The organism is Belnapia sp. AC561, from assembly GCF_979252845.1.
The window spans coordinates 35,281-58,561 of sequence record NZ_CEEDBP010000030.1 but is presented as its reverse complement, the minus strand read 5'-3'; the positions used below and the strand labels follow the sequence as shown (position 1 = coordinate 58,561).

At 71.2% G+C, this 23,281-nt stretch carries 27 protein-coding genes, 1 tRNA gene and 1 riboswitch; of the genes, 7 read left to right on the top strand and 21 right to left on the bottom strand.

The annotated features are described in order from the left end of the window. The first annotated feature begins 13 nt into the window (after window positions 1–13). Both AC0IW9_RS21530 and AC0IW9_RS21525 read left to right on the top strand, forming a co-directional pair. Window positions 14–373, top strand: coding sequence for an HPF/RaiA family ribosome-associated protein (locus AC0IW9_RS21530; protein ID WP_471650358.1), 360 nt, complete (start codon window positions 14–16; stop codon window positions 371–373). Window positions 374–486: 113 nt separating this feature from the next. Next, the gene (locus AC0IW9_RS21525; protein WP_471650357.1) at window positions 487–1,623 is read left to right on the top strand and encodes an oxidoreductase; all 1,137 of its coding nucleotides are present in this window, start codon (window positions 487–489) and stop codon (window positions 1,621–1,623) included. 22 nt (window positions 1,624–1,645) lie between these two features. Here the strand turns inward: AC0IW9_RS21525 and AC0IW9_RS21520 are convergent. Then, window positions 1,646–1,720: transfer RNA gene (locus AC0IW9_RS21520), tRNA-Gly, on the bottom strand. A 105-nt stretch (window positions 1,721–1,825) separates the two neighbouring features. Next, a riboswitch (SAM riboswitch) is annotated at window positions 1,826–1,905 on the top strand. Window positions 1,906–1,958: 53 nt separating this feature from the next. On the opposite strand from AC0IW9_RS21520, the gene metZ reads away from it, so the two are divergent. Together metZ and apaG are read left to right on the top strand one after the other, a co-directional pair. Continuing rightward, on the top strand, window positions 1,959–3,182 hold the full coding sequence (gene metZ / locus AC0IW9_RS21515; RefSeq protein WP_471650356.1) for an O-succinylhomoserine sulfhydrylase: 1,224 nt from the start codon (window positions 1,959–1,961) through the stop codon (window positions 3,180–3,182). A gap of 150 nt (window positions 3,183–3,332) precedes the next feature. Beyond that, window positions 3,333–3,779, top strand: a complete 447-nt coding sequence (gene apaG / locus AC0IW9_RS21510; RefSeq protein ID WP_471650355.1) for a Co2+/Mg2+ efflux protein ApaG — start codon at window positions 3,333–3,335, stop codon at window positions 3,777–3,779. A 7-nt stretch (window positions 3,780–3,786) separates the two neighbouring features. Here the strand turns inward: apaG and AC0IW9_RS21505 are convergent, their stop codons facing one another. The 3 genes from AC0IW9_RS21505 to AC0IW9_RS21495 form a co-directional block, all read right to left on the bottom strand. Then, window positions 3,787–4,656, bottom strand: a complete 870-nt coding sequence (locus tag AC0IW9_RS21505) for a GNAT family N-acetyltransferase (protein WP_471650354.1) — start codon at window positions 4,654–4,656, stop codon at window positions 3,787–3,789. Beyond that, complete coding sequence (locus AC0IW9_RS21500; protein WP_471650353.1) at window positions 4,653–5,141, bottom strand: Fur family transcriptional regulator; 489 nt, start codon at window positions 5,139–5,141, stop codon at window positions 4,653–4,655. The genes AC0IW9_RS21505 and AC0IW9_RS21500 overlap by 4 nt, the downstream gene beginning before the upstream one ends. A gap of 155 nt (window positions 5,142–5,296) precedes the next feature. Continuing rightward, complete coding sequence (locus AC0IW9_RS21495; protein WP_471650352.1) at window positions 5,297–5,761, bottom strand: Ros/MucR family transcriptional regulator; 465 nt, start codon at window positions 5,759–5,761, stop codon at window positions 5,297–5,299. Between the two features lie 100 nt (window positions 5,762–5,861). Here AC0IW9_RS21495 and AC0IW9_RS21490 point away from each other — a divergent pair, with 100 nt between their 5' ends. Continuing rightward, window positions 5,862–6,107, top strand: coding sequence for a sulfurtransferase TusA family protein (locus AC0IW9_RS21490; RefSeq protein ID WP_471650351.1), 246 nt, complete (start codon window positions 5,862–5,864; stop codon window positions 6,105–6,107). Here AC0IW9_RS21490 and AC0IW9_RS21485 read toward each other — a convergent pair. The 6 genes from AC0IW9_RS21485 to AC0IW9_RS21460 form a co-directional block, all read right to left on the bottom strand. Next, complete coding sequence (locus AC0IW9_RS21485; protein WP_471650350.1) at window positions 6,094–6,528, bottom strand: GNAT family N-acetyltransferase; 435 nt, start codon at window positions 6,526–6,528, stop codon at window positions 6,094–6,096. The two genes, AC0IW9_RS21490 and AC0IW9_RS21485, sit on opposite strands and share 14 nt — an antisense overlap. 10 nt (window positions 6,529–6,538) lie before the next feature. Continuing rightward, window positions 6,539–7,198 (bottom strand): tRNA (adenosine(37)-N6)-threonylcarbamoyltransferase complex dimerization subunit type 1 TsaB, encoded by a 660-nt coding sequence (gene tsaB / locus AC0IW9_RS21480; RefSeq protein WP_471650349.1) that lies wholly within the window; start codon window positions 7,196–7,198, stop codon window positions 6,539–6,541. Window positions 7,199–7,220: 22 nt separating this feature from the next. Continuing rightward, window positions 7,221–8,069, bottom strand: a complete 849-nt coding sequence (locus tag AC0IW9_RS21475) for an exodeoxyribonuclease III (RefSeq protein WP_471650348.1) — start codon at window positions 8,067–8,069, stop codon at window positions 7,221–7,223. Continuing rightward, window positions 8,069–8,755 carry a fumarylacetoacetate hydrolase family protein gene (locus AC0IW9_RS21470; RefSeq protein ID WP_471650347.1) on the bottom strand — a complete coding sequence of 229 codons (687 nt, stop codon included), beginning with the start codon at window positions 8,753–8,755 and terminating at the stop codon, window positions 8,069–8,071. Before AC0IW9_RS21470 ends, AC0IW9_RS21475 begins: the two co-directional genes overlap by 1 nt. Window positions 8,756–9,166: 411 nt before the next feature. Continuing rightward, the gene (locus tag AC0IW9_RS21465; protein ID WP_471650346.1) at window positions 9,167–9,940 is read right to left on the bottom strand and encodes a gamma-glutamyl-gamma-aminobutyrate hydrolase family protein; all 774 of its coding nucleotides are present in this window, start codon (window positions 9,938–9,940) and stop codon (window positions 9,167–9,169) included. 83 nt (window positions 9,941–10,023) lie between these two features. Next, the gene (locus AC0IW9_RS21460; RefSeq protein WP_471650345.1) at window positions 10,024–10,689 is read right to left on the bottom strand and encodes a LolA family protein; all 666 of its coding nucleotides are present in this window, start codon (window positions 10,687–10,689) and stop codon (window positions 10,024–10,026) included. Between the two features lie 132 nt (window positions 10,690–10,821). On the opposite strand from AC0IW9_RS21460, the gene AC0IW9_RS21455 reads away from it, so the two are divergent. Then, window positions 10,822–11,889 (top strand): hypothetical protein, encoded by a 1,068-nt coding sequence (locus AC0IW9_RS21455; protein ID WP_471650344.1) that lies wholly within the window; start codon window positions 10,822–10,824, stop codon window positions 11,887–11,889. Here AC0IW9_RS21455 and AC0IW9_RS21450 read toward each other — a convergent pair. The 5 genes from AC0IW9_RS21450 to AC0IW9_RS21430 all read right to left on the bottom strand — a co-directional run bounded on the left by AC0IW9_RS21450 (window position 11,817) and on the right by AC0IW9_RS21430 (window position 17,903). Beyond that, window positions 11,817–12,440, bottom strand: coding sequence for a DUF4412 domain-containing protein (locus AC0IW9_RS21450; RefSeq protein WP_471650343.1), 624 nt, complete (start codon window positions 12,438–12,440; stop codon window positions 11,817–11,819). The two genes, AC0IW9_RS21455 and AC0IW9_RS21450, sit on opposite strands and share 73 nt — an antisense overlap. 60 nt (window positions 12,441–12,500) lie before the next feature. After that, entirely contained in the window at window positions 12,501–15,158 is a 2,658-nt protein-coding gene (locus AC0IW9_RS21445; RefSeq protein ID WP_471650342.1) for an FtsK/SpoIIIE family DNA translocase, read from the bottom strand. Window positions 15,159–15,294: 136 nt separating this feature from the next. After that, window positions 15,295–16,104 (bottom strand): TorF family putative porin, encoded by an 810-nt coding sequence (locus AC0IW9_RS21440; protein WP_471650341.1) that lies wholly within the window; start codon window positions 16,102–16,104, stop codon window positions 15,295–15,297. Between the two features lie 89 nt (window positions 16,105–16,193). After that, window positions 16,194–17,525: an ammonium transporter gene (locus AC0IW9_RS21435; RefSeq protein ID WP_471650383.1), complete on the bottom strand. Its 1,332-nt coding sequence runs from the start codon at window positions 17,523–17,525 to the stop codon at window positions 16,194–16,196. A 39-nt stretch (window positions 17,526–17,564) separates the two neighbouring features. Further along, entirely contained in the window at window positions 17,565–17,903 is a 339-nt protein-coding gene (locus tag AC0IW9_RS21430) for a P-II family nitrogen regulator (RefSeq protein WP_471650340.1), read from the bottom strand. A 199-nt stretch (window positions 17,904–18,102) separates the two neighbouring features. On the opposite strand from AC0IW9_RS21430, the gene AC0IW9_RS21425 reads away from it, so the two are divergent. Then, window positions 18,103–19,377 carry a UbiH/UbiF/VisC/COQ6 family ubiquinone biosynthesis hydroxylase gene (locus tag AC0IW9_RS21425; RefSeq protein ID WP_471650339.1) on the top strand — a complete coding sequence of 425 codons (1,275 nt, stop codon included), beginning with the start codon at window positions 18,103–18,105 and terminating at the stop codon, window positions 19,375–19,377. 224 nt (window positions 19,378–19,601) lie between these two features. Here the strand turns inward: AC0IW9_RS21425 and AC0IW9_RS21420 are convergent, their stop codons facing one another. The 6 genes from AC0IW9_RS21420 to AC0IW9_RS21395 all read right to left on the bottom strand — a co-directional run bounded on the left by AC0IW9_RS21420 (window position 19,602) and on the right by AC0IW9_RS21395 (window position 23,254). Next, window positions 19,602–19,973: a gamma-butyrobetaine hydroxylase family protein gene (locus tag AC0IW9_RS21420; RefSeq protein WP_471650338.1), complete on the bottom strand. Its 372-nt coding sequence runs from the start codon at window positions 19,971–19,973 to the stop codon at window positions 19,602–19,604. Window position 19,974: 1 nt separating this feature from the next. Then, window positions 19,975–20,187, bottom strand: a complete 213-nt coding sequence (locus tag AC0IW9_RS21415; protein WP_471650337.1) for a Trm112 family protein — start codon at window positions 20,185–20,187, stop codon at window positions 19,975–19,977. Window positions 20,188–20,201: 14 nt separating this feature from the next. Continuing rightward, window positions 20,202–20,861, bottom strand: a complete 660-nt coding sequence (locus AC0IW9_RS21410; RefSeq protein WP_471650336.1) for an LON peptidase substrate-binding domain-containing protein — start codon at window positions 20,859–20,861, stop codon at window positions 20,202–20,204. A 37-nt stretch (window positions 20,862–20,898) separates the two neighbouring features. Beyond that, the gene (locus AC0IW9_RS21405) at window positions 20,899–21,876 is read right to left on the bottom strand and encodes a tetratricopeptide repeat protein (protein ID WP_471650335.1); all 978 of its coding nucleotides are present in this window, start codon (window positions 21,874–21,876) and stop codon (window positions 20,899–20,901) included. Window positions 21,877–22,053: 177 nt separating this feature from the next. After that, window positions 22,054–22,569 (bottom strand): YbaK/EbsC family protein, encoded by a 516-nt coding sequence (locus AC0IW9_RS21400; RefSeq protein ID WP_471650334.1) that lies wholly within the window; start codon window positions 22,567–22,569, stop codon window positions 22,054–22,056. A gap of 82 nt (window positions 22,570–22,651) precedes the next feature. Next, window positions 22,652–23,254, bottom strand: coding sequence for a hypothetical protein (locus AC0IW9_RS21395; RefSeq protein WP_471650333.1), 603 nt, complete (start codon window positions 23,252–23,254; stop codon window positions 22,652–22,654). Window positions 23,255–23,281: the final 27 nt, after the last annotated feature.

Below are 23,281 nucleotides of genomic sequence, written 5' to 3'. Positions count from 1 at the left end.
GGGAGTTCGCCAGATGCCGCTTGCCGACGACGCCCTGCCCGACAGCCCCCGCATCGCCATCCATGGCCATCAGATGGATGTCGGCGACGCGCTGCGGCAGCATGTGACCGACCGGCTTCTCGCCACCACGGACAAGTACCTGGGCGCGGAGGACATGACCGCCCGCTTCGCCCGCACCGGCCATGGCGGCTTCTCCTGCTCCGTCCGGGTCCATTCCGGGCGCGACCTGTTCTTCGAGGGCTCCGGCGAGGCGGCCGAGGCGCCGGTCGCCTTCAACCAGGCCCTGGAGCGGGTCGCCAAGCAGCTGCGCCGCCGCAAGCGCGCGCTGCGCGAGGACAAGGCGGAAAATCCCGACAAGCAGGACCCGCAATAGCCGGTCCCGGCGCCAGGGCGGGGCGCCAGAGCGGGGCGCCAGCGCCGGCGGCTCGCCAGCGGCGGCCCGATCCGCCACACTCCGCCGCCGGTATCCCTGACCCGCAAGGCCCCATGCCCGACCTCTTCAGCCCCTATACCCTCAAGGGCGTCACCCTCCGCAACCGCATCGCCATGTCGCCCATGACCATGTACCGGTCGGTGGAGGGCAAGGTGGGCGACTACCACCTCATGCTACTCGGCTCGCGCGCCGCCGGCGGCTTCGGCCTGGTCTTCCCCGAGCAGATCGCCATCACCCCGGATGGCCGCACCGGCACCTGCTGCGCCGGGATCTGGGACGACAACCAGATCGAGGGCCTGGCCCGCGTCTGCGCCCTGGTGAAGGAGATGGGGGCCGTCCCCGCCATCCAGCTCGGCCATACCGGGCGCAAGGGCAGCGAGCAGAAGCCCTGGGAGGGCAAGCGGCAGATCGCCCCGGACCATCCCGATGGCTGGCAGGTCCGCGGGCCGTCGGCCATCACCTATGGCGGCCGCTACACCTACCCGGTGCAGGAACTGAGCATCCCCGAGATCCACGACCTGCACCGCGCCTACGCCGAGGCCGCCCGGCGAGCGCTGGCCGCCGGCTTCGAATGGCTGGAGATGCATTTCGCCCATGGCTACCTCGGCGCCAGCTTCTTCTCCCCGCTCGCCAACCAGCGGACCGATGCCTATGGCGGCAGCCTGGAGAACCGCCTGCGCTTCCACCGGGAGGCGATGGATGCCGTGCGCGCGGTCTGGCCGGAGCGGCTGCCGCTGACCATGCGCCTCGGCTCCGACGACTTCCACCCGGATGGGGTGCAGTTCGACGATGCCGTCTGGGCGGTCGGCGCGCTGAAGCAGCATGGGCTGGACCTGGCCGACCTCAGCCTCGGGATGAACACCGACGACCTGCGCGCGCCGCCCTTCTCCCAGGCGGCCTTCATGGTGGAACGCGGCAACCGCGTCCGCCGCGAATGCGGCCTCCCGGTCGCGGTGAGCTGGAACCTCGGGACGCCGGCGATCGCCGACCGCGTCATCCGCGAGGAGCTGATCGACCTGGTCTTCCTCGGCCGCCCGGCGCTCGCCAACCCGCATTGGCCGGTCTGGGCGGCGCGAGAGCTGGCGCAGAACGACCCCTTCTCGGTCCTGCCGCAGGACTGGTCCTGGTGGCTGAACAATCGCCCGGGCTCGGAGAACTCGCACGGCTGGCCGGCGCCCGCGACGCGGTGACGTGGTCCAGTGATCGGGAGATTGGAGCGGGCGGGGGGAATCGAACCCCCGACATTCAGCTTGGGAAGCTGACGTTCTACCTCTGAACTACGCCCGCAGCGCAGGGGTACATTAGCCGCCCTGCCGCCCCGGCTCAAGCCCATGGCTTCCGCTAATCCCGGCTTGACCCGGGCGGGGCAGCGTCGCTAACTGCGCCCGGGCTGTCAGGCCCCCTCGCGATTTGTCCGGCCAGCTTGCGGCGAGGTGAAACATGCGCGCTAAATCGGCCGTCGAGGGGTGAACCCCCTCGCGCCCCGTCAAGGGTGCCGGACGCCATGCGTTTGCCAAGGTGCTCCATGTCCAAGTCCCTGCCCGATCGCCCGCTGCGCCCCGCCACCCTGCTGGTCCGCGGCGGCACCACCCGCACCAACCATGACGAAACCTCCGAGGCGCTCTTCCTGACCTCCGGCTTCGTCTACGACAGTGCCGAACAGGCCGAGGCGACCTTCAACGGCACCGCGACCCACTACCAGTATTCCCGCTTCGGCAACCCGACCGTTGCCATGCTCGAGGGCCGGCTGGCCGCGCTCGAAGGGGCCGAGGCCTGCCGCGTCACCGCGACCGGCATGGCCGCCGTCCATGCCGCGATGCTGTCCCACCTCAAGGCCGGCGACCGCGTCGTCGCCTCCCGCGCGCTGTTCGGGTCGTGCCACTGGATCGTCTCCACCCTGCTGCCGCGCTACGGCATCACCGGCGAATTCGTCGATGGCGCCGACCTGGCGCAGTGGGAGAAGGCGCTCTCGACCCCCGCCGCCCTGGTGCTGCTGGAGACCCCCTCCAACCCGATGCTCGAGCTGGTGGACCTGCCCGCCGTCGCCGAACTGGCGCACAAGGCCGGCGCCATCGTCGTGGTCGACAACGTCTTCGCCACCCCGCTGCTGCAGAAGCCGCTGACCCTCGGCGCCGATGTCGTCGTCTATTCCTGCACCAAGCACATGGACGGCCAGGGCCGGGTGCTGGGCGGCGCCATCCTCGGCCGCAAGAAGTGGGTCGAGGACACGCTCCAGCCCTTCATCCGCAACACCGGCCCCTCGATCTCCGCCTTCAACGCCTGGGTCATCCTGAAGGGGCTGGAGACGCTGCACCTCCGCGTCACCGCCATGGCCCGCAGCGCCGCCGCCATCGCCGAATTCCTCGGCGAACGGGTGGAGGTCGCCCGCGCCCTCTACCCCTTCTCCGCCAGCCACCCGCAATACGCCCTGGCGCAGCGGCTGATGACCGGCGGCGGCACCGTCGTCACCTTCGACCTCGCCGGCGGCAAGGAAGCGGCCTTCCGCTTCTGCAACGCGCTGCGGGTGATCGATGTCTCGAACAACCTCGGCGACTCGAAGAGCCTGGTGACCCATCCCGCCACCACCACCCATATGCGGATCGGCGCCGAGGAACGCGCCCGCCTCGGCATCACCGACGGCACCATCCGCCTTTCGGTCGGGCTGGAAGACGTGGCCGACCTGATCGAGGATCTGGCCGAGGCCCTGGATGCCGCCGGCGATGCCGCGGTGGCCCGCGCCGCCGAATAGCGCGGCACCCGTAGCGCCGCGGGCCGCAGCCATGGCAGGTTGCGGCCCAACACCGGGGGGAAAGACCATGGGCCGAACGACCAGGATCGCTGCCGCCACGCCGCATCGCCCCGGCGCCGTCACCCCTCCCACGCGCAAGGTCTGAGTCCCATGTCGCCTCCGCCGGCCGATCGCGACCCGCCGCAGGCCCCGCGCCCGCCCGGCTATACCGAGGTGACGCGGGACATCCGCGTCTCCATCCGCACCTTCTACCTGGCGGACCAGTCGGAGCCCGACCGCAACCACTATGTCTGGGCCTACCGGGTCACCATCGCCAACGAGGGATCGCGGACCGTTCAGCTCCTCAAGCGCACCTGGCTCATCACCGATGCGCTCGGCCGCACCCAGCAGGTGCATGGGGATGGGGTGGTGGGCGAACGCCCGGTGCTCGATCCGGGGGAGAACTTCGAATATACCTCCGGGACGCCGCTCGCCACGCCATCCGGCTTCATGCGCGGCACCTACCACATGGTGCTGAGCGATAGCGGGGAAGCCTTCGACGTGGCCATCCCGACCTTCAGCCTGGACAGCCCGCACCAGCCCAGCCGCCTCCACTGAACGGAGGCTAGCCCGCCAGCCGCGGCTCCTCGCCGCCGGGGACCGCCATCTTCCGCTCGTAGTGCTTGGAATACTTGGCGGTGATCAGCTCGGTCTTCACCACGATGCAGACATCGGTGGTGTTGAACTGCGGGTCCAGCACCGCCCCGTCGCCGACGAAGCCGCCCAGCCGCAGGTAGCCCTTCACCAGCGGCGGCAGCTCGTTCATCACCGCCCGTTCGTCGAGGCTCGCCGGATCCAGCCGGTCCATCCGCAGGAAGCGTTCCGGCAGGGCGCGCGGCCGCAGATGCGGCGGCGCCAGGTGATGCGCATGCAGATAGGTCAGCACCGGCGCCAGCGCATCCAGGTCCACCCCCGGCAGGCTGGCGCAGCCGAACATCACCGCGACCCGGTGGCGGGAGACATAGGCGGCGATCCCGCGCCACAGCAATTGCAGCGTCCCGCGGGTGCGGTGATCCGCCCCGACGCAGGACCGGCCGAGCTCCAGGATCGGCGCCGGCAGCGCGACCAGCGGGCCGATGTCGTATTCCGCCGCCGAGTAGAACCGCCCGACGGAGGCCGCCGCCTCCCGCCGGATCAGCCGATAGGTGCCGACGACCGCCTCCGGCCCCTCGCCCCGGTCATGGTCGATGACCAGCAGGTGGTCGGCGACGGCATCGAATTCGTCGCGGTCGCGGGCGGAGGCGCGGGTCTCGGCATCCGGATGGGCGCCCATCTCGTCGTAGAAGACGCGGTAGCGCAGCGCCTGGGCGGCATCCACCTCGGCCGCCGTCTCGGCGATGCGGACCCCGAGGTTGCCGGCGCGGATTTCGCCGAAGCCTGCGTCCAGCACGGGATGCGTCGCCGGATACAACCCTCGATGCGCCGCCGGGATCATGTGCCGTTCGGCCGCTTGCCGCGGCGCGGGGCGGCCGGGGCCTTGGGCTCGGGGAAGCGGCGGCCGAACAGCTCCAGCCGGTGGTCCACCAGCTCGAAGCCCAGGCGGGCGGCGATCTCCTGCGCCAGGGCCTCGTGCTTGGCCTCGGCGAATTCGATGACCTTGCCGGTATCGACGTCGATCAGGTGGTGGTGGTGGCCGTGCTCGGTCGGCTCGTAGCGGGCGCGCCCGCCGCCGAAGTCGTGCCGTTCGAGGATCCCCTTCTCCTCCAGCAGCCGGACCGTCCGGTAGACGGTGGCGATGGAGACGCGGTTGTCCTGCGCGGCGGCGCGCCGGTACAGCTCCTCCACGTCGGGGTGGTCCTCGCTGTCCGACAGGACGCGGGCGATGAGACGGCGCTGCCCCGTCATCTTCAGGCCGCGCTCGATGCACAGCCTTTCGATGCGCGAGATGCCCTCACGGTCAGCGGTAGCGGGCGTATCCATGCGACTGGCGGTCTGCCCTTCCTGGGGAGCGGCAGGCGGGGCCTGCCGCGCGGGTCATCATCAGGATGGGGACCATAGCCCGGACGCGCGCCGGCCACCATGCCGGACGCGCGAGGAGCCGGCACGGGCCACCCAGGCCGGGTGGCCCGCCATCCTCAGGGGGCCTTGGCGGCGGCCGGGGCGGCCTCGCGCCGGCCGGCCCGCGGCGGACGGCCGCGCGGCTTGGTCCCGAGGCCGATCTTCTTGGCCAGGGACGAGCGATGCTTGGCATAATTCGGCGCCACCATCGGATAATCCGAACCGAGGCCCCAACGTTCACGGTATTGCTCGGGCGTGAGGTTGTAGGAGGTCTGCAGATGCCGCTTCAGCATCTTCAACTTCTTCCCGTCCTCGAGGCAGATCAGGTATTCGGGCGTGATCGATTTCTTGACCGGCACCGCGGGTTGCGGCCGATCCGGCTGCGCCTTCACCATCGGCAGACCAACCGAGGCCAAAGTGCGGTATACTTCCTGGATCAGGTTCGGCAGATCAGCCAGGGCCACCGAATTGTTGGACACATGCGCGGCAACGATTTCGGCAGTCAGTCCCAGCAACTCGGCAGTAGGGGTTTCTTCAGACATCTGACCCGTCTTCCCGTTTCAACTGTGCTTGCTATAGTGCCGACAGCAGCCGTTTCGCAATCCGTTTTACGTGTTTGAAGGGCAAGAAACCTTGAGTTTTATGACCCAGAAAGAATTGGCTGGTGACCATACGCTCGATATCACCGCCGAGACTTGCCCGATGACCTTTGTTCGTACCCGACTCGCGCTGGATCGCCTGCCGAGTGGTACAACGCTGCTGCTGCGGCTGCGCGGCGAAGAACCGCGCCGTAATATTCCACAGACTGCAACTGAACAGGGCCATGCAGTACTGGGCCAGCAGGAGCTGCCGGACGGCATCACCCTGCTTCTGCTCAGGAAGGGCTGAGCACCCGGCGCATGACCAGCGCGTCGTCGCCATCCGCATAGTAACGGCGGCGCCGGCCGACCTCCTCGAAGCCCGCCGCCCGATACAGCGCCAGCGCCGCCGCATTGCGCGCCGCGACTTCCAGGAACATCGCCGCCGCCGCGCGCAGCACCGCCCCCTGCAGCGCCGCCGCCAGCAGGGCCCCGCCCAGGCCCCGGCACCGCGCCCCGGGCGCCACCGCGAGGGTGAGGACCTCCGCCTCCCCGCCCGCCGCCCGTGCCAGGATAAGCCCCGCCTCCGGCTGCCACAGGCCATAGGCGCCGGGCATCTCCAGCATCAGCGCCATGGCATCGGCGCCCCAGGCCTCGGCCGGGGGAAAGGCGGTGGCATGCAGCCGGGCCAGCGCCGCGGCATCGGCCGGCGTCGCGGGCTGCAGACTCATTCCCGCCCCATCATCCCGGCAGCCGCACCGCCGGCGGCTCGACATACAAGGGCCGCGGCGTCCGCGGCGGCAGCGCCCCCGCCAGGCGCAACCCCGCGACCACGCCGGCCGCCGCCGCCTCCGGCATCCGCTGTTCGGTCAGCAGGGCGTCATGCCCCTGGGCCGCCAGCCAGGCCGCGACCGGCACCGCCGCATCCCCGGCCACCGCCACCGGCCCCGCCGGCCGCGGCAATTCGGCCTCGGCGAAGACCTCGGGCGGCCCTTCCGCCAGCAGCGAGCCGGGGGGAAAGCGCTCCAGCAGCACCCGCCCCCGCCGGTTGTCCACCACCACCCAGACCGCCCGCCCGGCCCGCGCCTCATCCGGCACGGCAGCCGCCAGCGCCTCCCCGGTGGTCACGCCGATCACCGGGATGCCGGCGCCCAGGCCGATGCCCTCGGCCAGCGCCAGGGCGGCGCGGATGCCGGTGAAGCCACCCGGCCCGACCACCGCGGCCACCGCATCGAGGCCCGTCGCCACCAGCCCCGCCGCCTGCAGCACGGCGTCCGCCATCGGCGGCAGCAGCGCGGCATGGCCCCGCTCCCCCGGGGCCGATTCGGCCGCCAGCACCACCCCATCCGCCAGCACGGCGGCGGAGCAGCGGGCCAGGGCGGCATCGAGGGCGAGGATCACGGCCATCGCTACCCGGCCCGGCTCACAGCGCGAATTCCACCAGGACGGGTACATGGTCGCTGGCCTGCGGCCAGGCCCGCGCCGGCTTCAGGATCTGCTGGCGGGTCAGCGACCCGGCCAGGTCCTGGCTGCACCAGACATGGTCCAGCCGCCGGCCGCGATCCGCCGCCGCCCAGTCCTTCGCCCGGTAGGACCACCAGGAATAGAGTTTCTCCTCGGCCGGGACGAAGTGCCGCACCGCGTCGTGCCATTGGCCCGCGGCCATCCAGGCTTCCATCGCCGCGACCTCGACCGCGGTATGGGAGACGACCTTGAGCATCGCCTTGTGGCTCCAGACGTCGTGCTCCAGCGGGGCGATGTTGAGGTCGCCCAGCATCACGCTGCGCTTCGCCGGGCCGCGCGCCAGCATCCAGGCCGTCGCCTCCGCCACGAAGTCGAGCTTATGGGCGAATTTCGGGTTGATCGCCGGGTCCGGCTCGTCGCCGCCGGCCGGCACATAGAAATCATGCAGCTCGAGCGGCCCGCCCGGCACGTCCAGCTCCACGCCCAGGTGCCGGCAGTCGTTCTTCGAGCACCAGTTCGGGTCGTCGTGACGGATGGCGAAGGGCAGGCGGGAAAGGACGGCGACCCCGTTGTAGCCCTTCATCCCGCGATGGGCGACATGGGGGAAGCCGAAGGCGCGGATGTCCTCCAGGGGGAAGTGCTCGTCCGGGCACTTCGTCTCCTGCAGGCAGATCACGTCAGGGTCGAGGTCCTTCACCAGCTCCGCCAGCAGCGGCCGCCGCAGCCGGACCGAGTTGATGTTCCAGGTGACGATGCGGAGCGCCCGCCGCGCAGGCAGGACCGCCGGCGCGGCGGGCGTCCGGCCCATCAGGCGATCTTGGTGCGCACGGTGCCGACGCCCTCGACGGTGCCTTCCAGCACGTCGCCGCGCACCACGGCGGCCACGCCTTCCGGCGTCCCGGTCATGATGAGGTCGCCCGGCGCCAGGGTCACCAGGTGGGAAAGGTTGGAGATCACCTCCGGCACCGACCAGATCAGCTTCGAGAGGTCGGAGACCTGGGTGGTCTTGCCGTTCACCTTCAGCTCGATCTTGCCCTTGGAGGGATCGAAGCCGGCCGCCGGGATCAGGTCGCCCATGGGCGCGGAGAGGTCGAAGCCCTTGCCCATGTCCCAGGGACGGCCGGTCTTCTTGGCCTCGTTCTGCAGGTCCCGCCGGGTCATGTCGAGGCCGCAGCAATAGCCCCAGACATGCTTGAGCGCGTCCTCGACCTTGATCGCGGCGCCGCCGGTGCCGATGGCGACCACCAGCTCCATCTCATGGTGGAGCGACTTGGAGGCCGGCGGATAGGGCATGTCGGCGCCGTTGACGACCAGCGCGTCGAAGGGCTTCGTGAAATAGAAGGGCGGCTCCCGGGTCGGGTCGGAGCCCATCTCGATCGCGTGCTCGGCATAGTTGCGGCCGACGCAGAAGATGCGCCGCACCGGGAAAAGCTGGTCGCTGCCCTTGATGGGCACGGCGGAGACCGCCGGCGGGGCAATCACGTAATCGGGCATGCGGCGAAACCTCCGGTGACGAAGCTGACGCAGTCCTAGAGCAAACGCCCGACCGGTGGAATCACCTGCCCCGGGGATTTGCCGGGGAATTCGCCCGCGCAGCGCGATCAGCGGGACCAAAAGCCTGGCGGAATGCACTCCGGCGTGTCATTGCCCACAAGACTTCGCGTTCGGGTTGACACCGCGAACAAAAAAAGCGCCCGGACAGGGGGGTGTCCGAGCGCCTATACTTTAGTTTCCGATCGGAATGGTCGGGCGAGCCGGTAGGGGAAACCGGTGGTCACCACCAGCTTTTAAGGCGGCTGGTAGCACCAGAATAACGCCATGCGCCGCGTTACGCAAAAGGCGTTTGCGCGAGGCAGCCATGCGACCGTCCCGGGACCGCCTAATCACGCAGGCGTGATAATCGTATTATTCCGCTGCCTGTGGCATTCGCCGCCGCGCTGCCCAGGATTCCGCAGCAAGACCAAAGCGTTCCAGCAAACGACGGCTGATGTCGTCACGTTCCCAGTCGTATTCCGGATGCCACTGGACGCCATAGGCGAAGCCGATGGCGTCCCGCACCCGCACCGCTTCCACCGTCCCATCGGGCGCCCAGCCCTCGGCCACCAGCCGCGGCGCCAGCCGGGCCACGCCCTGGTTGTGCAGGGAATTGACCGGGATATCGGTGCCGCCGGCGATATCCGCCAGCAGGCTGCCGGGCACCAGCCGCACCCCATGTGCCTTGGCCGTGCGGATCCGCGGCAGCTTCTGGTCGGAGGGGGTCGAATGATCCATCCGCCCTGGCAGGTCCTGGATCCGCTGGTCGAGGCTGCCGCCCAGCGCCACGTTCAGCTCCTGGAAGCCGCGGCAGATCGCCAGCACCGGCAGGCCGGCGGCGATGGCGGCCCGGATCAGCGGCAGGGTGGTCGCGTCCCGCTCCCGGTCCTCCGGCGTGCCCTCCGCATGCGGCGGGCCCTCGTAGTAGTCGGGGCAGACGTTGGAACGGCTCCCCGTCAGGATCAGCCCGTCCAGCCGCGGCAGGATCTCGGGCACCAGCGCCTCCCCGGCCGCGGGCAGCAGCACCGGGATGCCGCCGACAGGGCCGAGGACGACGCGCACGTAGCTGTCCGAAGCGGCGTGGTTCGGCGTGGCGAAGATGCCGAAGGCCTTCACGCAGCAGGAGATACCGATGAGAGGTTTCATCACCCTGTCAGAGTCACCCGGCATTGCGGCGCGATCAAGACACAGCCGAGGCAATCCGCAGTAAATTCGTCATGGCAGCCACGCTAATTCGGGATGCCGAGCTCCTCGCGGAAACGCGGGTCGTTGAAGTCGAACAGGATGGCGGGGAAGCGGCCGCCGTATTCCGCCTGGGTCAGCGTCACCCGCGTCTCCTGCCCCTGGGCATCCACCACCGCCCATTGCCGCAGCTCCACCGGGTTGTCGGTGAAGACCAGGGTCAGCCGCCCCTCCCCGGCCCGGCCGGTGCGGAACAGCGTGATGCGCAGCAGCCCGCCGCCGCGCTCGACCCGGCTGACGGTGACATCGCCCGAAAGCTTCACCTCGTCGCGCAGCAGCATCCCGAGCGGCGTCGCCCCCAGCGGCAGCGTCGTCGCCTGCTTCAGCTCCCGGTCGAAGTAGAAGAACTGGCCATAGCTGGCGACCAGCAGCAGCGGCTCCGGCGGGTCGTATTCGAAGCGCATGCGGCCGGGCCGCTGGATCCAGGCGGTGCCCTCGGCCGAGGCGCCGTTCTGGGCGATCTGCAGGAAGCGCGCCTTCAGGGTGCGCAGCGCCCCCAGCCAGGCCTCGGCCCGGGCGATATCGGCCCGGTCGCGCTCGGACAGCGCTGCGGCCGTGGTCTGGGCGAAGGCCCCGGGAATGACGGCCCCAGGTGTGAAGACCCCGGAGGCGCCGAGCAGCGCGGGAAGGGCGAGAAGGGTGCGGCGATCCATCCCGCAGCATGTGGACCACCGGGCGCGTCTCGCAAAGCCCTGCGAAGACGTGAGCGGTCATATCGCTCCCGTGTAGTGCCCCGGCGCGATCGCGGCGCGACTGTCCCGGTAACGCCGCGTTGGATGCCAACCATGCCGAACCTGTCCCCCTTCCTGCTGCTGCCCGCCTGCACCCCGGCCCGGCCGCTCGCGCCGCCGCGGCTCATCGTCGTCATCGCCGGCGAGGCGGCGGCGATGCCGGCCTGCCTGCTCGGCCTGCTGCGCCAGCGCGGCCTGGGCGGCCTGCGGCTGGATGCGGCGGAGCTGGGCGTGGTGCTGGCGCCCGCCGCGCCCCCGGCGGATCCCGCGGCCTTCCTCGCCGGCCTCGCCGCCCGGCTGCCTTTCCCGCTCCGCCTCGCGCCCATGGCCCGGCCGGGCGCCAATGCCGGGGGTTGGGCCTGGCGCGGGGCGCTGGAGGCGGCGCTGGACTGGTGCGGGCCGCGCGGCATCATCCTCACCCTCGATGCCGCGACGGTGCCGGAGCCGGGCTGGGCCGCGGCCCTGGTCCAGGCCATCGCGGAGGGCGCCGCGGCGGCGACCGCCGGCATCCGGCCGCAGCCCGGGCCGGCCAGCGACTACGCCGCCCTGCTGGATGCCATCGCCGCCCGGCTTGATCCCGGTTCGGCGCCCGAGCCCGATGGCGCCGCCAGCCTCGCCGTCACCGCCGCCAGCCTCGCCGGGGGCATCCCGGCCGGCGGCCCGGGGGCGCTGCTCGCGGTCCTGGGGCGGCGTCAGGCCGAGATCCGCGGCCTTCCCGCCGCCCTGGCCGGGACGCAACCCGCTGCGGCGCCGGAGCGGCTGGGCGCGGCCTGCCGCCGGTTCCGCGCCCGGGCGGCGCTGCGCCGGCTCTGGCAGGATGGCGTGGGCAGCGTGGTGCCGGAAACGCCGGCGCTCTGGGCGCTCGCGCGGCGCTGCCGGCTGCCGGCGGGAGAACTTGCCCGGCTGCTCGGCGCCCGCAGCTTCGGCGCCGCCTGGGCCGGTCTGGAGGCGGCCTGCCCCAGCCTGAGGCCGCAGCCGCTGGCGCCGGGCGCGCTGCGGGTGGAAACCCTGCGCGCCCGGCTTCTGCTGGGCTGGCTGCGGCTAGGGCCTCAGCGGGCCGGCCGGCCCGCGGCGCCCGGCGGCTTGGCCGCCGGCGGCTGGCCGGGCATCTGCATCGACTGATAGCCGGTCGGCACCTGGAACCGCGCCGGGTCCTGCGGCCCGTAGGCGACCTGGGTCGCCTCCAGCGTGCCGGTCTGGCCGCCATGCGTGCCGGTGCTGCGCAGCATCACCCCGTCGGCGGTCAGGCAGGACTCGCCCTTGCCGCCGGTCGCGGTATCCTCGTAGTTCCAGATGGTGCAGGCGACCCCGGCGACGGTCGCGGTGCCGCCGCGGGTGAAGCGGGCGGTATCGGGCGGCTGGGTCGGCAGGTTGACGCCGCCGGTCCCGGGCTGGGTCGGCATCTCCATGACCATGCGCTGCTGCTCCATGACCATGGTCATCTTCTGCGTCCGCTGATCGACCAGGGACCAGCCGATGCCGCCGGGCATGTCGACCCGCAGCTTCTGCTCCGCCACCAGCCAGGACATCCGCATATCGGCCGGCGGCTGGGTGGAGATGCGATAGGTGACGCTGACATCCCGGGTCGGGATCAGGACGGGGCGGTCCTGTGCCAGGGCGGGCGAAGCGGCGGCAGCGAGGCTGCCGATCAGGACGATCTGGGTAAGACGCAAGAAACGTATCCTTCCGGTGGCCGAGGGGCCGGCATGCAAGCGCCGGCTATACCCTTTGGTTCAATCATCCTCATCCGGCCGGCGGGTCAGGACTTCGCGCTTGCCGACATGGTTGGCGGGGCCGACGACCCCTTCCTTCTCCATCTGCTCGATCAGCTTGGCGGCGCGGTTGTAGCCGATGTTCAGGTGGCGCTGGATGAAGCTCGTGCTGGCCTTGCCCTCCCGGCTCACCAGCGAGACGGCCTGGTCGAACAGGCCCTTCTCGCCCTCCCCGGCGGCGGCGATGCCGGACAGGCCGCTGTCGCCGCCCTCGAGGTCTTCCTCCGCCTCCGTCACTTCCTCGATATAGGCGGGCTCGCCCTGGGCGCGGAGGAAGTCGACCACCTTCTCCACCTCGAGATCCGAGACGAAGGGGCCATGCACGCGCGCCACGCGGCTGCCGCCGGCCATGTGCAGCATGTCGCCCTGGCCGAGCAGCTGTTCCGCGCCCTGCTCGCCGAGGATGGTGCGGCTGTCGATCTTGCTGGTGACCTGGAAGCTGATGCGGGTCGGGAAGTTGGCCTTGATGGTGCCGGTGATGACATCGACCGAGGGGCGCTGCGTCGCCATGATGACGTGGATGCCGGCGGCACGCGCCATCTGCGCCAGCCGCTGCACCGCCGCCTCGATCTCCTTGCCGGCGACGATCATCAGGTCGGCCATCTCGTCGATGACGACGACGATCATCGGCAGCGGGGCGAGGGCCAGCGGCTGGTCCTCGAAGACCGGCTTGCCGGTCTCTGGGTCGAAGCCGACCTGCACGCGCCGGGTCAGTACCTCGCCGCGGCGGCGGGCCTCCTGCACCTTGTCGTTGTAGCCGCCGATATTGCGGACGCCGAGCTGGGACATGGCGCGGTAGCGCTTCTCCATCTCCCGCACCGTCCACTTCAGCGCGCCGATCGCCTTCGGCGGCTCGGTCACGACGGGGGCCAGCAGATGCGGGATGCGGTCGTAGACCGACAATTCCAGCATCTTCGGGTCGATCATGATGAAGCGGCACTCGTCCGGGCTGAAGCGCCAGAGCAGCGACAGGATCATGGTGTTGATGGCGACCGACTTGCCCGAGCCGGTGGTGCCGGCGATCAGCAGGTGCGGCATCCGGGCGAGGTCGGCGATGACCGGGTTGCCGCCGATGTCCTTGCCGAGCGCCAGCGGCAGCCGGCCGGGATGGCGGGTCCATTCCTCGGCGGCCATCGACTCGTAGAAATAGACCGTCTCGCGCTTGGCGTTCGGCAGCTCGATGCCGATGACGTTGCGGCCGGGGACCGTCGCGATGCGGACCGCGGTGACATGCATGTTGCGGGCGATGTCGTCGGCGAGGCCGATGACCCGGGCGGATTTCGTGCCCGGCGCCGGCTCCAGCTCGTACAGCGTGACGACCGGGCCGGGGTTGATGGCGGCGATCCGGCCTCTGACGCCGTAGTCGTCCAGCACCTGCTCCAGCAGCCGGGCATTGGCCTGCAGCGCTTCCTCGGAAGGCCCGCCGGCCCGCCGCGCCGGCGGCTCCGCCAGCAGCGAGAGCGGCGGCAGCTGCCAGGGGCTGTCGGCGAGGTCGGGCTGCGGCTGGCGCGGCGCCTCGCCGCGCTTCGGTGCCGGCGGCGCGGATGGCGCGCCGGCATTGATGCGCGGCGGGGGCGGTGCGGATGGGGCGAAGGCGGATGGGGTTTCGGCCGCCATGCGGGGTTCCAGCCGCGGCGCCACCCGCGGCTCCTGGCCCGACTCATTGCCCGACTCCTGGCCCGGTTCCTGGCGCTGCTCCGGACGCGAAGCCCGCCGGGGGACGCGCGGCGACTCGGCCGCGGCATCGGCGGCGCGGAGGACGGTGGCGAGGTCGGCCGGCGGCAGCCCGGCCGGGCGGCGCCGGCGGAAGCGGAACAGCGCCGTCACCCCCTGGCCGAGGCGGCCCAGCACCCCGGCCGAGGCCCGCGCCCCGGCACCGCCGGCACGGCTGAGCCCGGCCGCGCCGAAGCGGGCGACGCCGCCGGCCCCGGCCCTGGCCGCCCGGCCCATGCCGAGCCATTCGCTGGGCGAAAGGCCGAGCGCCGCCCCGGCCAGGGCGAAGGCCAGCAGGCCCAGGGTCAGGTTGCCCAGCACCGTGCCGAAGGGGCCGAAGATCCCGCCCGCGGTTTCCGTCACCCAGTCCGCCACCAGCCCGCCGGCGACGCCGCCCGCGCCGGATTCCGCCGTGACGCCCAGGGTGATGTCCGGGGTGACGCCCGGGGCGACCGGCAGCAGGGTCAGCAGGCCGGCGAGCAGCGGCAGCGCCGCCAGCAGCGCCGCCAGCCGCGCCGGGAACAGCCCGAGGCCGCGATGCGTGCCCAGCCGCCAGGCCCAGCCGAGCAGCGCCAGCCCCGGCAGCACCGCGGCCCAGCCGAAGGCCTGCAGCAGCACGTCCGAGACGGTGGCGCCGGCCGGCCCGGCCAGGTTGGTGGCCGCCCGGGTGGTCGCGGTGGAGAGCGAGGGATCGGCGGCATCGTGGCTGGCCAGCGCCAGCAGCAGGCCGAGCCCGGCCAGGGCGCAGAGCACCGCCAGCAGCTCGAACAGCCGGCGCAGCAGCGCGGCCTTGACGGCGGGGGAGGCGAAGCGGCGGACGCCCGCCAGGGGCGGCGCCACGGGCCGGGCCGCGGCGCGGCCGGCATTGACGGGACGGTCGGAGGCAGTGATGCGGGGCGCGGGCATAGGTCGCGGGGTCCGGTTCAGAACAGGCCCCAAGGATAGCGGGTAACGGCTTGGCGAACCAGGGAATCAGCGGAGATGAAAAAAGGCGCCGGCCCTGCGGCCGGCGCCCCCGTCCCGTCCGGCGCTCGGACGCGGCTCAGAAGATCCGGCTGAGGGTGAAGAGCACCCGGCCGTCGCAGGCGCGCTGGCCGCCGGTGGCGCGGTCGGCGACCGGGATGCAGTCCTTCTTGTCGATGGTGGTGCCGTACCAGCCCACCGCCGCCGTCACGCCGGCATAGATCTCGCGCGAGACGCCGACCGAGTACCAGAGGTAGTCGGGGGTGCCGAAGAGCGGGTTGCGCTCGATCCACTGGTGGCCGACGCGGGCCGAGGCGGTGAGCGCATAGGGCAGCGTCACGTCGGCGCCGCCCTCGATGTAGTAGCCGCTGCCGGACCGGCCGAAGAAGTTCGGGGAATAGTTGAAGGCGGCGAGCAGCTTCACCGTGTCGATGGTGTAGGAGGCCTTCACCGCGAGCTCGTGGTACTCGTTCAGCTGGGTGCCGGGGGCCTTGCCCTGGCCGGGGTAGTAGTACCCGATGTAGCCGATATCCATGGCGACGCCGGCCAGCTCGAACCGGTAGCCGGCGAGGGCATCGAGCTCCTGGCGGGTGTCGTTGTACGGGTTGGCCAGGAACTTGGCGTTGCTGATGAAGGCGCCGATGTAGAAGCCGCTCTCGTGCTGGATGTCGGCGGTGCCCTGGAAGGCCCAGTTGTTGCGCGTCTGGCTGATGCCGCGGAACAGGTAGTCGTTCGAGACGGCCGGGGTAAGGGTGACCGTCAGGCCGGCGGATTCGATGGCGGTCTGGGCAACGGCGGGCAGCGCCGGCAGGACGAAGGCGGCGGCCGCGACAAGCGCGGTGCGCAGCGCGGCGGCGGGCCGGGCGAGGAAGCCGGGCTGGGTCGACATGGTCTTTCTATCCCCCGAATATATCGTATTTAGAACGGTTAGGGCCAAGTTGGGAGGAAGGGGGCGGGCTGCGCCCCCTTCCCGCCGGATCAGGCGATGCGTTCGCCGTGCTGGGTGACGTCGAGGCCCTCGCGCTCCTCCTCCTCCGGCACCCGGAGGCCGACGATCACGTCGGTGACCTTCAGCAGGACGAAGCTGCCGACCGCGGTGTAGCCGATGACCGCGACGGTCGCGTAAACCTGCAGCATGAACTGGTCGAAGCTGCCGCCGAAGCCATCCGGCGCCGCCGTGGTGGCCGAGAGCGCGCCATAGGCGAAGACGCCGGTCAGCAGGCTGCCGACGATGCCGCAGACGCCATGCACGCCGAAGGCGTCCAGGCTGTCGTCGTAGCCGCACATGTGCTTCAGGGCGGTGGCGCCCCAGAAGCCCGCGACGCCGGCGACCACGCCGATGATCAGCGCCGGCACCGGCAGCACGAAGCCGCTGGCCGGCGTGATGGCAACCAACCCGGCGACCGCGCCGGAGATGCAGCCGAGCACGCTCGGCTTACCCTTGGTCGCCCATTCCGCGAACATCCAGGTGAGCGCCGCCGCGCCGGCCGCGACCTGCGTCACCAGCATCGCCATGCCCGCGCGGGCACCCGCGCCGCCGGCCGAGCCCGCGTTGAAGCCGAACCAGCCGACCCAGAGCATGCCGGCGCCGATGACGGCGAAGGTCAGGTTGTAGGGCGAGAGGTTGTCGGTGCCGTAGCCGAGGCGCTTGCCGAGGACCAGCGCCGCGACCAGGCCGGCCACGCCGGCATTGATGTGGACGACGGTGCCGCCGGCGAAGTCGAGCGCGCCGAGAGCGAAGATCCAGCCATTCGGGTGCCAGACCCAGTGCGCGACCGGCGAGTAGACCAGCAGCGACCAGAGCACGCTGAACAGCACCATGGCGCTGAACTTCATGCGGTCGGCGAAGGCGCCGGTGATCAGCGCCGGGGTGATGATGGCGAAGGTCATCTGGAACATCAGGAAGACCGTCTCGGGGATGGTGAAGGCCACCGCGCCGTCGCCCGTGCCGAGGGTGAAGGGCTTGTCCCAGTTCTCGGCGATGCCGGAGAGGAAGAGCTTGGACAGGTCGCCGATCCAGGGGCCGCCCTCGCCGAAGGCCAGGCTGTAGCCGGCCACCATCCAGACGACCGTCACCAGCGCGGCGCAGGTGAAGCTCTGCATCATGGTCGCCAGCACGTTCTTCTTGCGGACCATGCCGGCATAGAACAGCGCCAGGCCGGGGATGGTCATCATCAGCACGAGCGCGGTGCTGGTGAGCATCCAGGCGGTATCGCCGGTATCGATCTTCGGGCCGTCCTGCGCCATGGCCGGGGCGGCGGCGAACAGCGCCACGGCCAGCGGCGCCAGCGCGCGTGCGGGCATCCTCATCATAGTGTCCCCATCATCCTGAGAAGGTTGGCGCGGCGCCTAGAGCGCCGATGTGTCGGTTTCGCCGGTGCGGATGCGCAGCGCGCGTTCCACCTCGAGCACGAAGATCTTGCCGTCGCCGATCTTGTCGGTCCGGGCGGCCTTGGCGACGGCTTCCATCACCGCATCCACCAGCTCGTCCGCGACCACGACCTCGATCTTGATCTTGGGCAGGAAACTGACCTGGTATTCCGCACCGCGGTAGATTTCCGTCTGCCCCTTCTGGCGACCGAAGCCCTTCACTTCAGTCACCGTGAGCCCCTGCACGCCGAGCGGAGTGAGCGCTTCGCGCACCTCGTCCAGCTTGAAGGGCTTGATGAACGCCATCACCAGCTTCATCTGCCCGTAATCCTCCTTGAATGGTCCTGGCGGAGGCATGTCTTCAATTCTCGTGCCAGCCGGGAACCCAAGCTTCCGGCTGAGGACAGGTCACGCAGGCTTGTTTGCATGCCTGAAAATGATGCAGTGCGAACAGGATTTGGGCGGTCGTCGCAGCAGGGCGGTGGACCTTCCCGTAACGGCATGGGATGAGGCGCGAATGACATCGAGTTTCGACGTGGCGGCCTGCATCGTCGGCGCCGGCCCGGTGGGTGCGACGCTCGCCGCAACCCTCGCCGCCGCCGGCCTGCCCACCGCCGTGGTGGACAGCGCCCCGCTGCCGCCCATGGCCCTGCCCGACTTCGACGGCCGGGCCTATGCCATCGCCCTCACCTCCAAGCGCCTGCTGGAGGCGGCCGGCATCTGGGACCGGCTGCCGGCCGAACCCGGGCCGATCCGCCGCATCCGCGTCGCCGACGGCAGGCCGGGCGAGCCCGCCTCGCGCCTTGGCCTGGTCTTCGACGCGGCGGAGGTCTCGGCCGAGCCCTTCGGCTACATGGTGGAAGCGCGCAGCCTGCGCGTCGCGCTGAACGCCGCGCTGCCGACCCTGCCCAACCTGCAGGTCTTCGCCCCGGCCCGGGCGACGGTCGAGCGCCGGGCCGAGGGCGCCACCGTCCGGCTCTCGACCGGGGAGGTGCTGAACGCCCGGCTGGTCATCGCCGCCGAGGGCCGCAACAGCCCGCTGCGCCGCGAGGCCGGCATCCGCACCACGACGCTCGACTACCACCAGATCGGCATGGTCGGCGCCTTCGCGCATGAGCTGCCGCATCAGGGCGTGGCGCTCGAGCAGTTCCTGCCCAATGGCCCCTTCGCCCAGCTGCCGCTCGCCGGGCCCGGCAATTTCGGCACGGCCGCCCTGCCCCATGCCTCCGCCTTCGTCTGGGCGGACCGGACCGCCATCGCCAAGCGGATGCTGGCGCTCGACGATGCCGCCTTCGGGCGGGAGCTGGCGCGGCGCATGGGCGACAGCCTCGGCGCCGTCCGGCCGATCGGGCGGCGCTGGTCCTATCCGCTGTCCGCCCTGCTGGTGGACCGCTGGACCGATACCCGGCTGGCGCTGATCGGCGACGCGGCGCATGGCGTCCATCCGATCGCCGGCCAGGGGCTCAACCTCGGCTTCCGCGACGTGGCGGCGCTGGCGGAGGAGATGATCGCCGCCTGGAACGGCGGCGGCGACCCGGGCAGCGCCGCAGTGCTGGCGCGCTACCAGGCGCGGCGGCGGCCGGACACCATGCTGATGCTGTCCGGCATGCATGCGCTGGAGCGGCTGTTCGGCAACGACTTCGGACCGGTGCGGCTGGCCCGGCGCCTGGGGATCGCGGCGGTGGACCGGATCCCGGGGCTGAAGAAGGCCTTCGCCCGGCAGGCCATGGGGCTGGGGCCGGGGGTGACCGGGCTGCTGGCGGGGCAAGGGCTTGGAATCGCACGCAATTAGGGGAAGGCCGGGAGAAGGCATTCTCCCGGACCCTCAGCTATTTTTGGGCGTTATCAAGGGCTTAGGCGGAACTCAATTCTGCTAAAGGCTGCTCAATTCGCCTAAATCCTGCTAAATTCCGTAAAATTCGGCTCAATTCGCTAAAATTCCGGGGCCGTCATCGGGCGCGGGATGCCTGCGGCTTATAATCCTATAAACCGATGCGGTTCCGAAATCCAGCACGATCAGCCCTTGCGGCGCGCGGGCGGGTCGCGGGTCAGGCCCTTGGCCGCCAGCTCCTGCTCATAGGCGGCCCAGCGCTCGGCGTATTCGCGGCCGAGCGTCTGCAGATAGGCCCAGCTGAAGATGCCGCTGTCGTGCAGGTCGTCGAAGACGATGCGGATGGCGTAGTGGCCGACCGGCTCCACCCGCATGATCCCCACCTCCCGCCGCCCGGCGACCAGCACCTTCTGGCCGGGGCCATGGCCCTGCACCTCGGCGGAGGGGCTTTCGACCCGCAGGTACTCGGCCGGCAGGCTGAAGCGCGTGCCGTCGTCGAAGGAGACGTCCAGCAGGCGCTCGGCCCGCTTCAGGCGGATCTCGGTCGGGCTGGGCACCTCAGCCGTCCAGCCGGCGCGCCTCGTCCGGCAGCATGATGGGGATGCCGTCGCGGATCGGATAGGCGAGCCGGGCGGCATCGCTGATCAGCTCCCCGGCGGCGCGGTCGTAGCGCAGCGGCGACTTGGTCAGCGGGCAGACCAGGATCTCCAGCAGGGCGGGGTCCACCTGGCTGGGGCTTTCGCCGGCGGGGGCGGTCTTCGTCTCGGGCATATGCGTTTGGTCCTTCAGCTTGGCCGCTGGCCGGGCGGGCCATCGCCGGAGGTCGCGCCATGCGCGCCCATCTGCAGCAGGGCGATGAGCATGGCGGCGCGGTCCGTCGGCGTGGCGGCTTCCAGCAGCGCCTGTTTTTCCGGCACTTCGAAGGGGCAGACCATGGCAAGGGTCAGCACCAGGGCGAGATCGGCGGTCTGCTCGATCGCGGTCCAATTCGCCTCGATCCCGCGCGCCTTGAAGAAGGGGCGCAGCGCCGCCTCCAGCGCCGGGCGATCGATGACGGGCGGCGGCGCGGCGGTGTCGAGATCCGCCGCGAAGCCGCTGTAGTCCGCCCGCACCCGGCGATAGCCGCGGCGCATCTCCAGCTCCTCCGCCACCCGGAAGCGGCTGAGGCCGGTCAGGGTGATGAGCAGGCGCCCGTCATCCGTCTCGGCGAAGGAGGAAAGCCGGCCGATGCAGCCGATGCGGTAGAGGCCCGGCCCATTCGGGCCGCGCGCCGCAGCGGGGTCCGGCTGGATCATGCCGAACATCCGCCCCGCCGCCAGGCTGTCCTGGGCCATCGCCAAGTAGCGCGGCTCGAAGATGTTCAAGGGCAGCCGCCCCTGCGGCAGCAGCAGGGCGCCGGAGAGCGGGAAGACGGCAATCTCCTCCGGCAATTCCGGTGTCGGCACGGCTGTGTCGCTGGGGGGGATTGCCACGGAGCCGGCGCTACCGGAACAGCAGCGCGGAAAGCTTCCGCCGGCCGGCGACGGTCGCCGGATCGGCGAAGCCCCAGGCCTCGAAGAACTTCAGCAGCTGCTTGCGGGCGGCTTCCTCGTTCCAGGTGCGGTCGCGCCTGAAGGCCTCGAGCAGCGCATCCACCGCGCCGGCCCGATCGTCCGAGGCATTGAGCGCGACGGCGAGCTCAATCCGGGCGGCATGGTCGTTCGGGTCGGCGGCCAGGCGGCTTTCGAATTCGGCCAGCTTCTCCCGCGCCTCGCGGCCCTCGGCCGCCAGTTGCAGCGTGCCGCGGATGGAGGCGATGGCGGCGTGGTCGGCCAGCTTCTCCGGCACCTGGTCGAGCACCTGGAGCGCCTGCTCCTCCTCGCCCAGCTCCATCAGGCTGCGGGCGATGCCGGCGAAGGCCTCGGCATTCTCGGGCTCCTCCTGGGCCAGCGCACCGAATAGCTGGAGCGCGCCCTGGTGGTCGCCCGCCTCGGCGGCGGCCTTCGCTTCGGCCAGCAGGTCGGCGGCGGGCATCTGGCCGCCGGCCAGCTTCAGCAGGCCCTCGACGAAGCGCTTGATCTCGCCTTCCGGCAGGGCGCCCTGGAAGAGATCGGCAATCTGGCCCTGCCAGAAGGCGGCAACCGTCGGCACCGACTGCAGCGGCAGGCCGAGCTGGGTGAGCTGCTGGACCAGCTGGCGGTTCTTGTCGATGTCGATCTTGACGAGCTTAACCCGGCCGCCGGCGGCGCGGACGACCTTCTCGATCGTCGGCGTCAGCGTCTTGCAGGGGCCGCACCAGGTGGCCCAGAAATCGACCAGGATCGGCGTGGTGCGGCTGGCTTCCACCACATCCTGCATGAACGTGCGCTGGTCGCCGTCCCTGATCAGGTCATCGGCCGGCGCAGCGCCGGCCAAGCCCTGGCCGAGACCCTGGGCGGGGGCTGGGGGGGCCTGGCGGTTCGGGTCGAAGATGACGTCCATGGTGGCTATTCCTCGGTCTTGGCACATAGATGCGCCGGTCCGGCGCAAGGGCAATGGGGCGATCTGGCCCGCCGCGCGCATGGCGGCCTGGCGACAGGCGCAGATGGTAGCCGGGGGTGGGGGGATTCAACAATTGGCCGCCGGGTGCGGCGGCCGGTGCCGCCTCAGGGTGTTGCCTCAGGCGGGCGGCGGCGGAAGCTCCAGCAATTCGGGGCGGTGGCCGAGGCTTTCGAGGAAGCGCAGCAGGTCCGCCGGGCGGATGGCCGTGGTCATGCTGTTCACCAGGGGATGGAAATGCACCCGGTCGTGGTCGCGCAGCAGCCCGGCATCCAGCACGATGCGGACGGCGCCGGGCGGGGCATTGACCATGCCGAAGGGCGTCACCGAACCGGGGATGACGCCGAGCAGCGAGAGCAGCGCCTCGGGCGGCGCCATCTCGACGCGGCCGGCGCCGGCGGCGCGGGCCAGCGCATTGACCGAGACCTGGCGATTCTCCTCCAGCACCGCCAGCAGATGCGGGCCGGGGCCGGACTTGGCCGGGCGGAGGAAGAGGTTCTTGCTGTGGCCCCCCTTCAGCGTGCCGCGCAGCGCCTGGCTCTCGGCGACGGTGAAGACGGGGGCATGCTCGGTGGTGGTGGTCTCGATCCCGAGCGCCGCGAGGCGGGCGAGCAGGCCGGCAGGCGTTTCAGCCATGGTGGATCGGGGTCCCGGTGGTTGGCGGCAGTCTATCGCCGGGGCGGCTGCCGGCCCAGGGGGTGTGGAGGCCGAAGTGGATTCAGGCGGGCCGCCGCAGCAGGCGGATGGCGGCGGCAAGCCGGGCGCGGAGGCCGCCCCGGGCGCTGCCGCCGAAGAGCGCGCGCAGGAATTGCCAGCCGGTGGCCAGCAGGGCGCGGGTGGCGGCGCCCAGGCGATGCACGAAGGCCCGCGCCGCGACCCAGGCCGGCAGGCTTTCCAGCAGCGCGTGGCAGGCGGCCCAGAGCCGCATCGCATGGCCATAGGCCCAGGCGAAGGCCGGCACCTGCAGCATCTTCGGCCGGGCGATCTCGAAGAGCCGGGCGGAGAAGGCGACGCCGATGACCTTGGCGGCGACCAGCAGCATCACCCCCAGCACGAAATGCCCATGCAGGAAGAGCCAGAGCTCGCCGAATTTCAGCACCGGGATGAAGGCGGCGAAGGGCAGCACGAAGGTCGCCACCACCATTCGCGGGCTGAGCCGGGCGACCAGCCGTTCCAGCGCGGCGAAGGGCGCCAGCCGGGCCAGGACGCGGCCGAGGGCGGTGAGCCAGCGCCAGATGGTCGCCTCGAAGGCCACCACCAGGATGGCGAGCAGGACCAGCGGCAGATGGGCCAGCCGGCGCAGGAGGGGCCTTTGGGTCATGCGGCAGCAGATGGCGCCGCGCCGGCG

What these genes read in the sequence shown, in the direction of transcription:
- AC0IW9_RS21530 (WP_471650358.1), top strand. Translation starts at nt 14, where the DNA reads ATGCCGCTTGCCGACGACGCCCTGCCCGACAGCCCCCGCATCGCCATC.
- AC0IW9_RS21525 (WP_471650357.1), top strand. Translation starts at nt 487, where the DNA reads ATGCCCGACCTCTTCAGCCCCTATACCCTCAAGGGCGTCACCCTCCGC.
- metZ (WP_471650356.1), top strand. Translation starts at nt 1,959, where the DNA reads ATGTCCAAGTCCCTGCCCGATCGCCCGCTGCGCCCCGCCACCCTGCTG.
- apaG (WP_471650355.1), top strand. Translation starts at nt 3,333, where the DNA reads ATGTCGCCTCCGCCGGCCGATCGCGACCCGCCGCAGGCCCCGCGCCCG.
- AC0IW9_RS21505 (WP_471650354.1), bottom strand. Translation starts at nt 4,656, where the DNA reads ATGATCCCGGCGGCGCATCGAGGGTTGTATCCGGCGACGCATCCCGTG.
- AC0IW9_RS21500 (WP_471650353.1), bottom strand. Translation starts at nt 5,141, where the DNA reads ATGGATACGCCCGCTACCGCTGACCGTGAGGGCATCTCGCGCATCGAA.
- AC0IW9_RS21495 (WP_471650352.1), bottom strand. Translation starts at nt 5,761, where the DNA reads ATGTCTGAAGAAACCCCTACTGCCGAGTTGCTGGGACTGACTGCCGAA.
- AC0IW9_RS21490 (WP_471650351.1), top strand. Translation starts at nt 5,862, where the DNA reads ATGACCCAGAAAGAATTGGCTGGTGACCATACGCTCGATATCACCGCC.
- AC0IW9_RS21485 (WP_471650350.1), bottom strand. Translation starts at nt 6,528, where the DNA reads ATGAGTCTGCAGCCCGCGACGCCGGCCGATGCCGCGGCGCTGGCCCGG.
- AC0IW9_RS21475 (WP_471650348.1), bottom strand. Translation starts at nt 8,069, where the DNA reads ATGGGCCGGACGCCCGCCGCGCCGGCGGTCCTGCCTGCGCGGCGGGCG.
- AC0IW9_RS21470 (WP_471650347.1), bottom strand. Translation starts at nt 8,755, where the DNA reads ATGCCCGATTACGTGATTGCCCCGCCGGCGGTCTCCGCCGTGCCCATC.
- AC0IW9_RS21465 (WP_471650346.1), bottom strand. Translation starts at nt 9,940, where the DNA reads ATGAAACCTCTCATCGGTATCTCCTGCTGCGTGAAGGCCTTCGGCATC.
- AC0IW9_RS21460 (WP_471650345.1), bottom strand. Translation starts at nt 10,689, where the DNA reads ATGGATCGCCGCACCCTTCTCGCCCTTCCCGCGCTGCTCGGCGCCTCC.
- AC0IW9_RS21455 (WP_471650344.1), top strand. Translation starts at nt 10,822, where the DNA reads ATGCCGAACCTGTCCCCCTTCCTGCTGCTGCCCGCCTGCACCCCGGCC.
- AC0IW9_RS21445 (WP_471650342.1), bottom strand. Translation starts at nt 15,158, where the DNA reads ATGCCCGCGCCCCGCATCACTGCCTCCGACCGTCCCGTCAATGCCGGC.
- AC0IW9_RS21440 (WP_471650341.1), bottom strand. Translation starts at nt 16,104, where the DNA reads ATGTCGACCCAGCCCGGCTTCCTCGCCCGGCCCGCCGCCGCGCTGCGC.
- AC0IW9_RS21435 (WP_471650383.1), bottom strand. Translation starts at nt 17,525, where the DNA reads ATGAGGATGCCCGCACGCGCGCTGGCGCCGCTGGCCGTGGCGCTGTTC.
- AC0IW9_RS21430 (WP_471650340.1), bottom strand. Translation starts at nt 17,903, where the DNA reads ATGAAGCTGGTGATGGCGTTCATCAAGCCCTTCAAGCTGGACGAGGTG.
- AC0IW9_RS21425 (WP_471650339.1), top strand. Translation starts at nt 18,103, where the DNA reads ATGACATCGAGTTTCGACGTGGCGGCCTGCATCGTCGGCGCCGGCCCG.
- AC0IW9_RS21415 (WP_471650337.1), bottom strand. Translation starts at nt 20,187, where the DNA reads ATGCCCGAGACGAAGACCGCCCCCGCCGGCGAAAGCCCCAGCCAGGTG.
- AC0IW9_RS21405 (WP_471650335.1), bottom strand. Translation starts at nt 21,876, where the DNA reads ATGGACGTCATCTTCGACCCGAACCGCCAGGCCCCCCCAGCCCCCGCC.
- AC0IW9_RS21400 (WP_471650334.1), bottom strand. Translation starts at nt 22,569, where the DNA reads ATGGCTGAAACGCCTGCCGGCCTGCTCGCCCGCCTCGCGGCGCTCGGG.
- AC0IW9_RS21395 (WP_471650333.1), bottom strand. Translation starts at nt 23,254, where the DNA reads ATGACCCAAAGGCCCCTCCTGCGCCGGCTGGCCCATCTGCCGCTGGTC.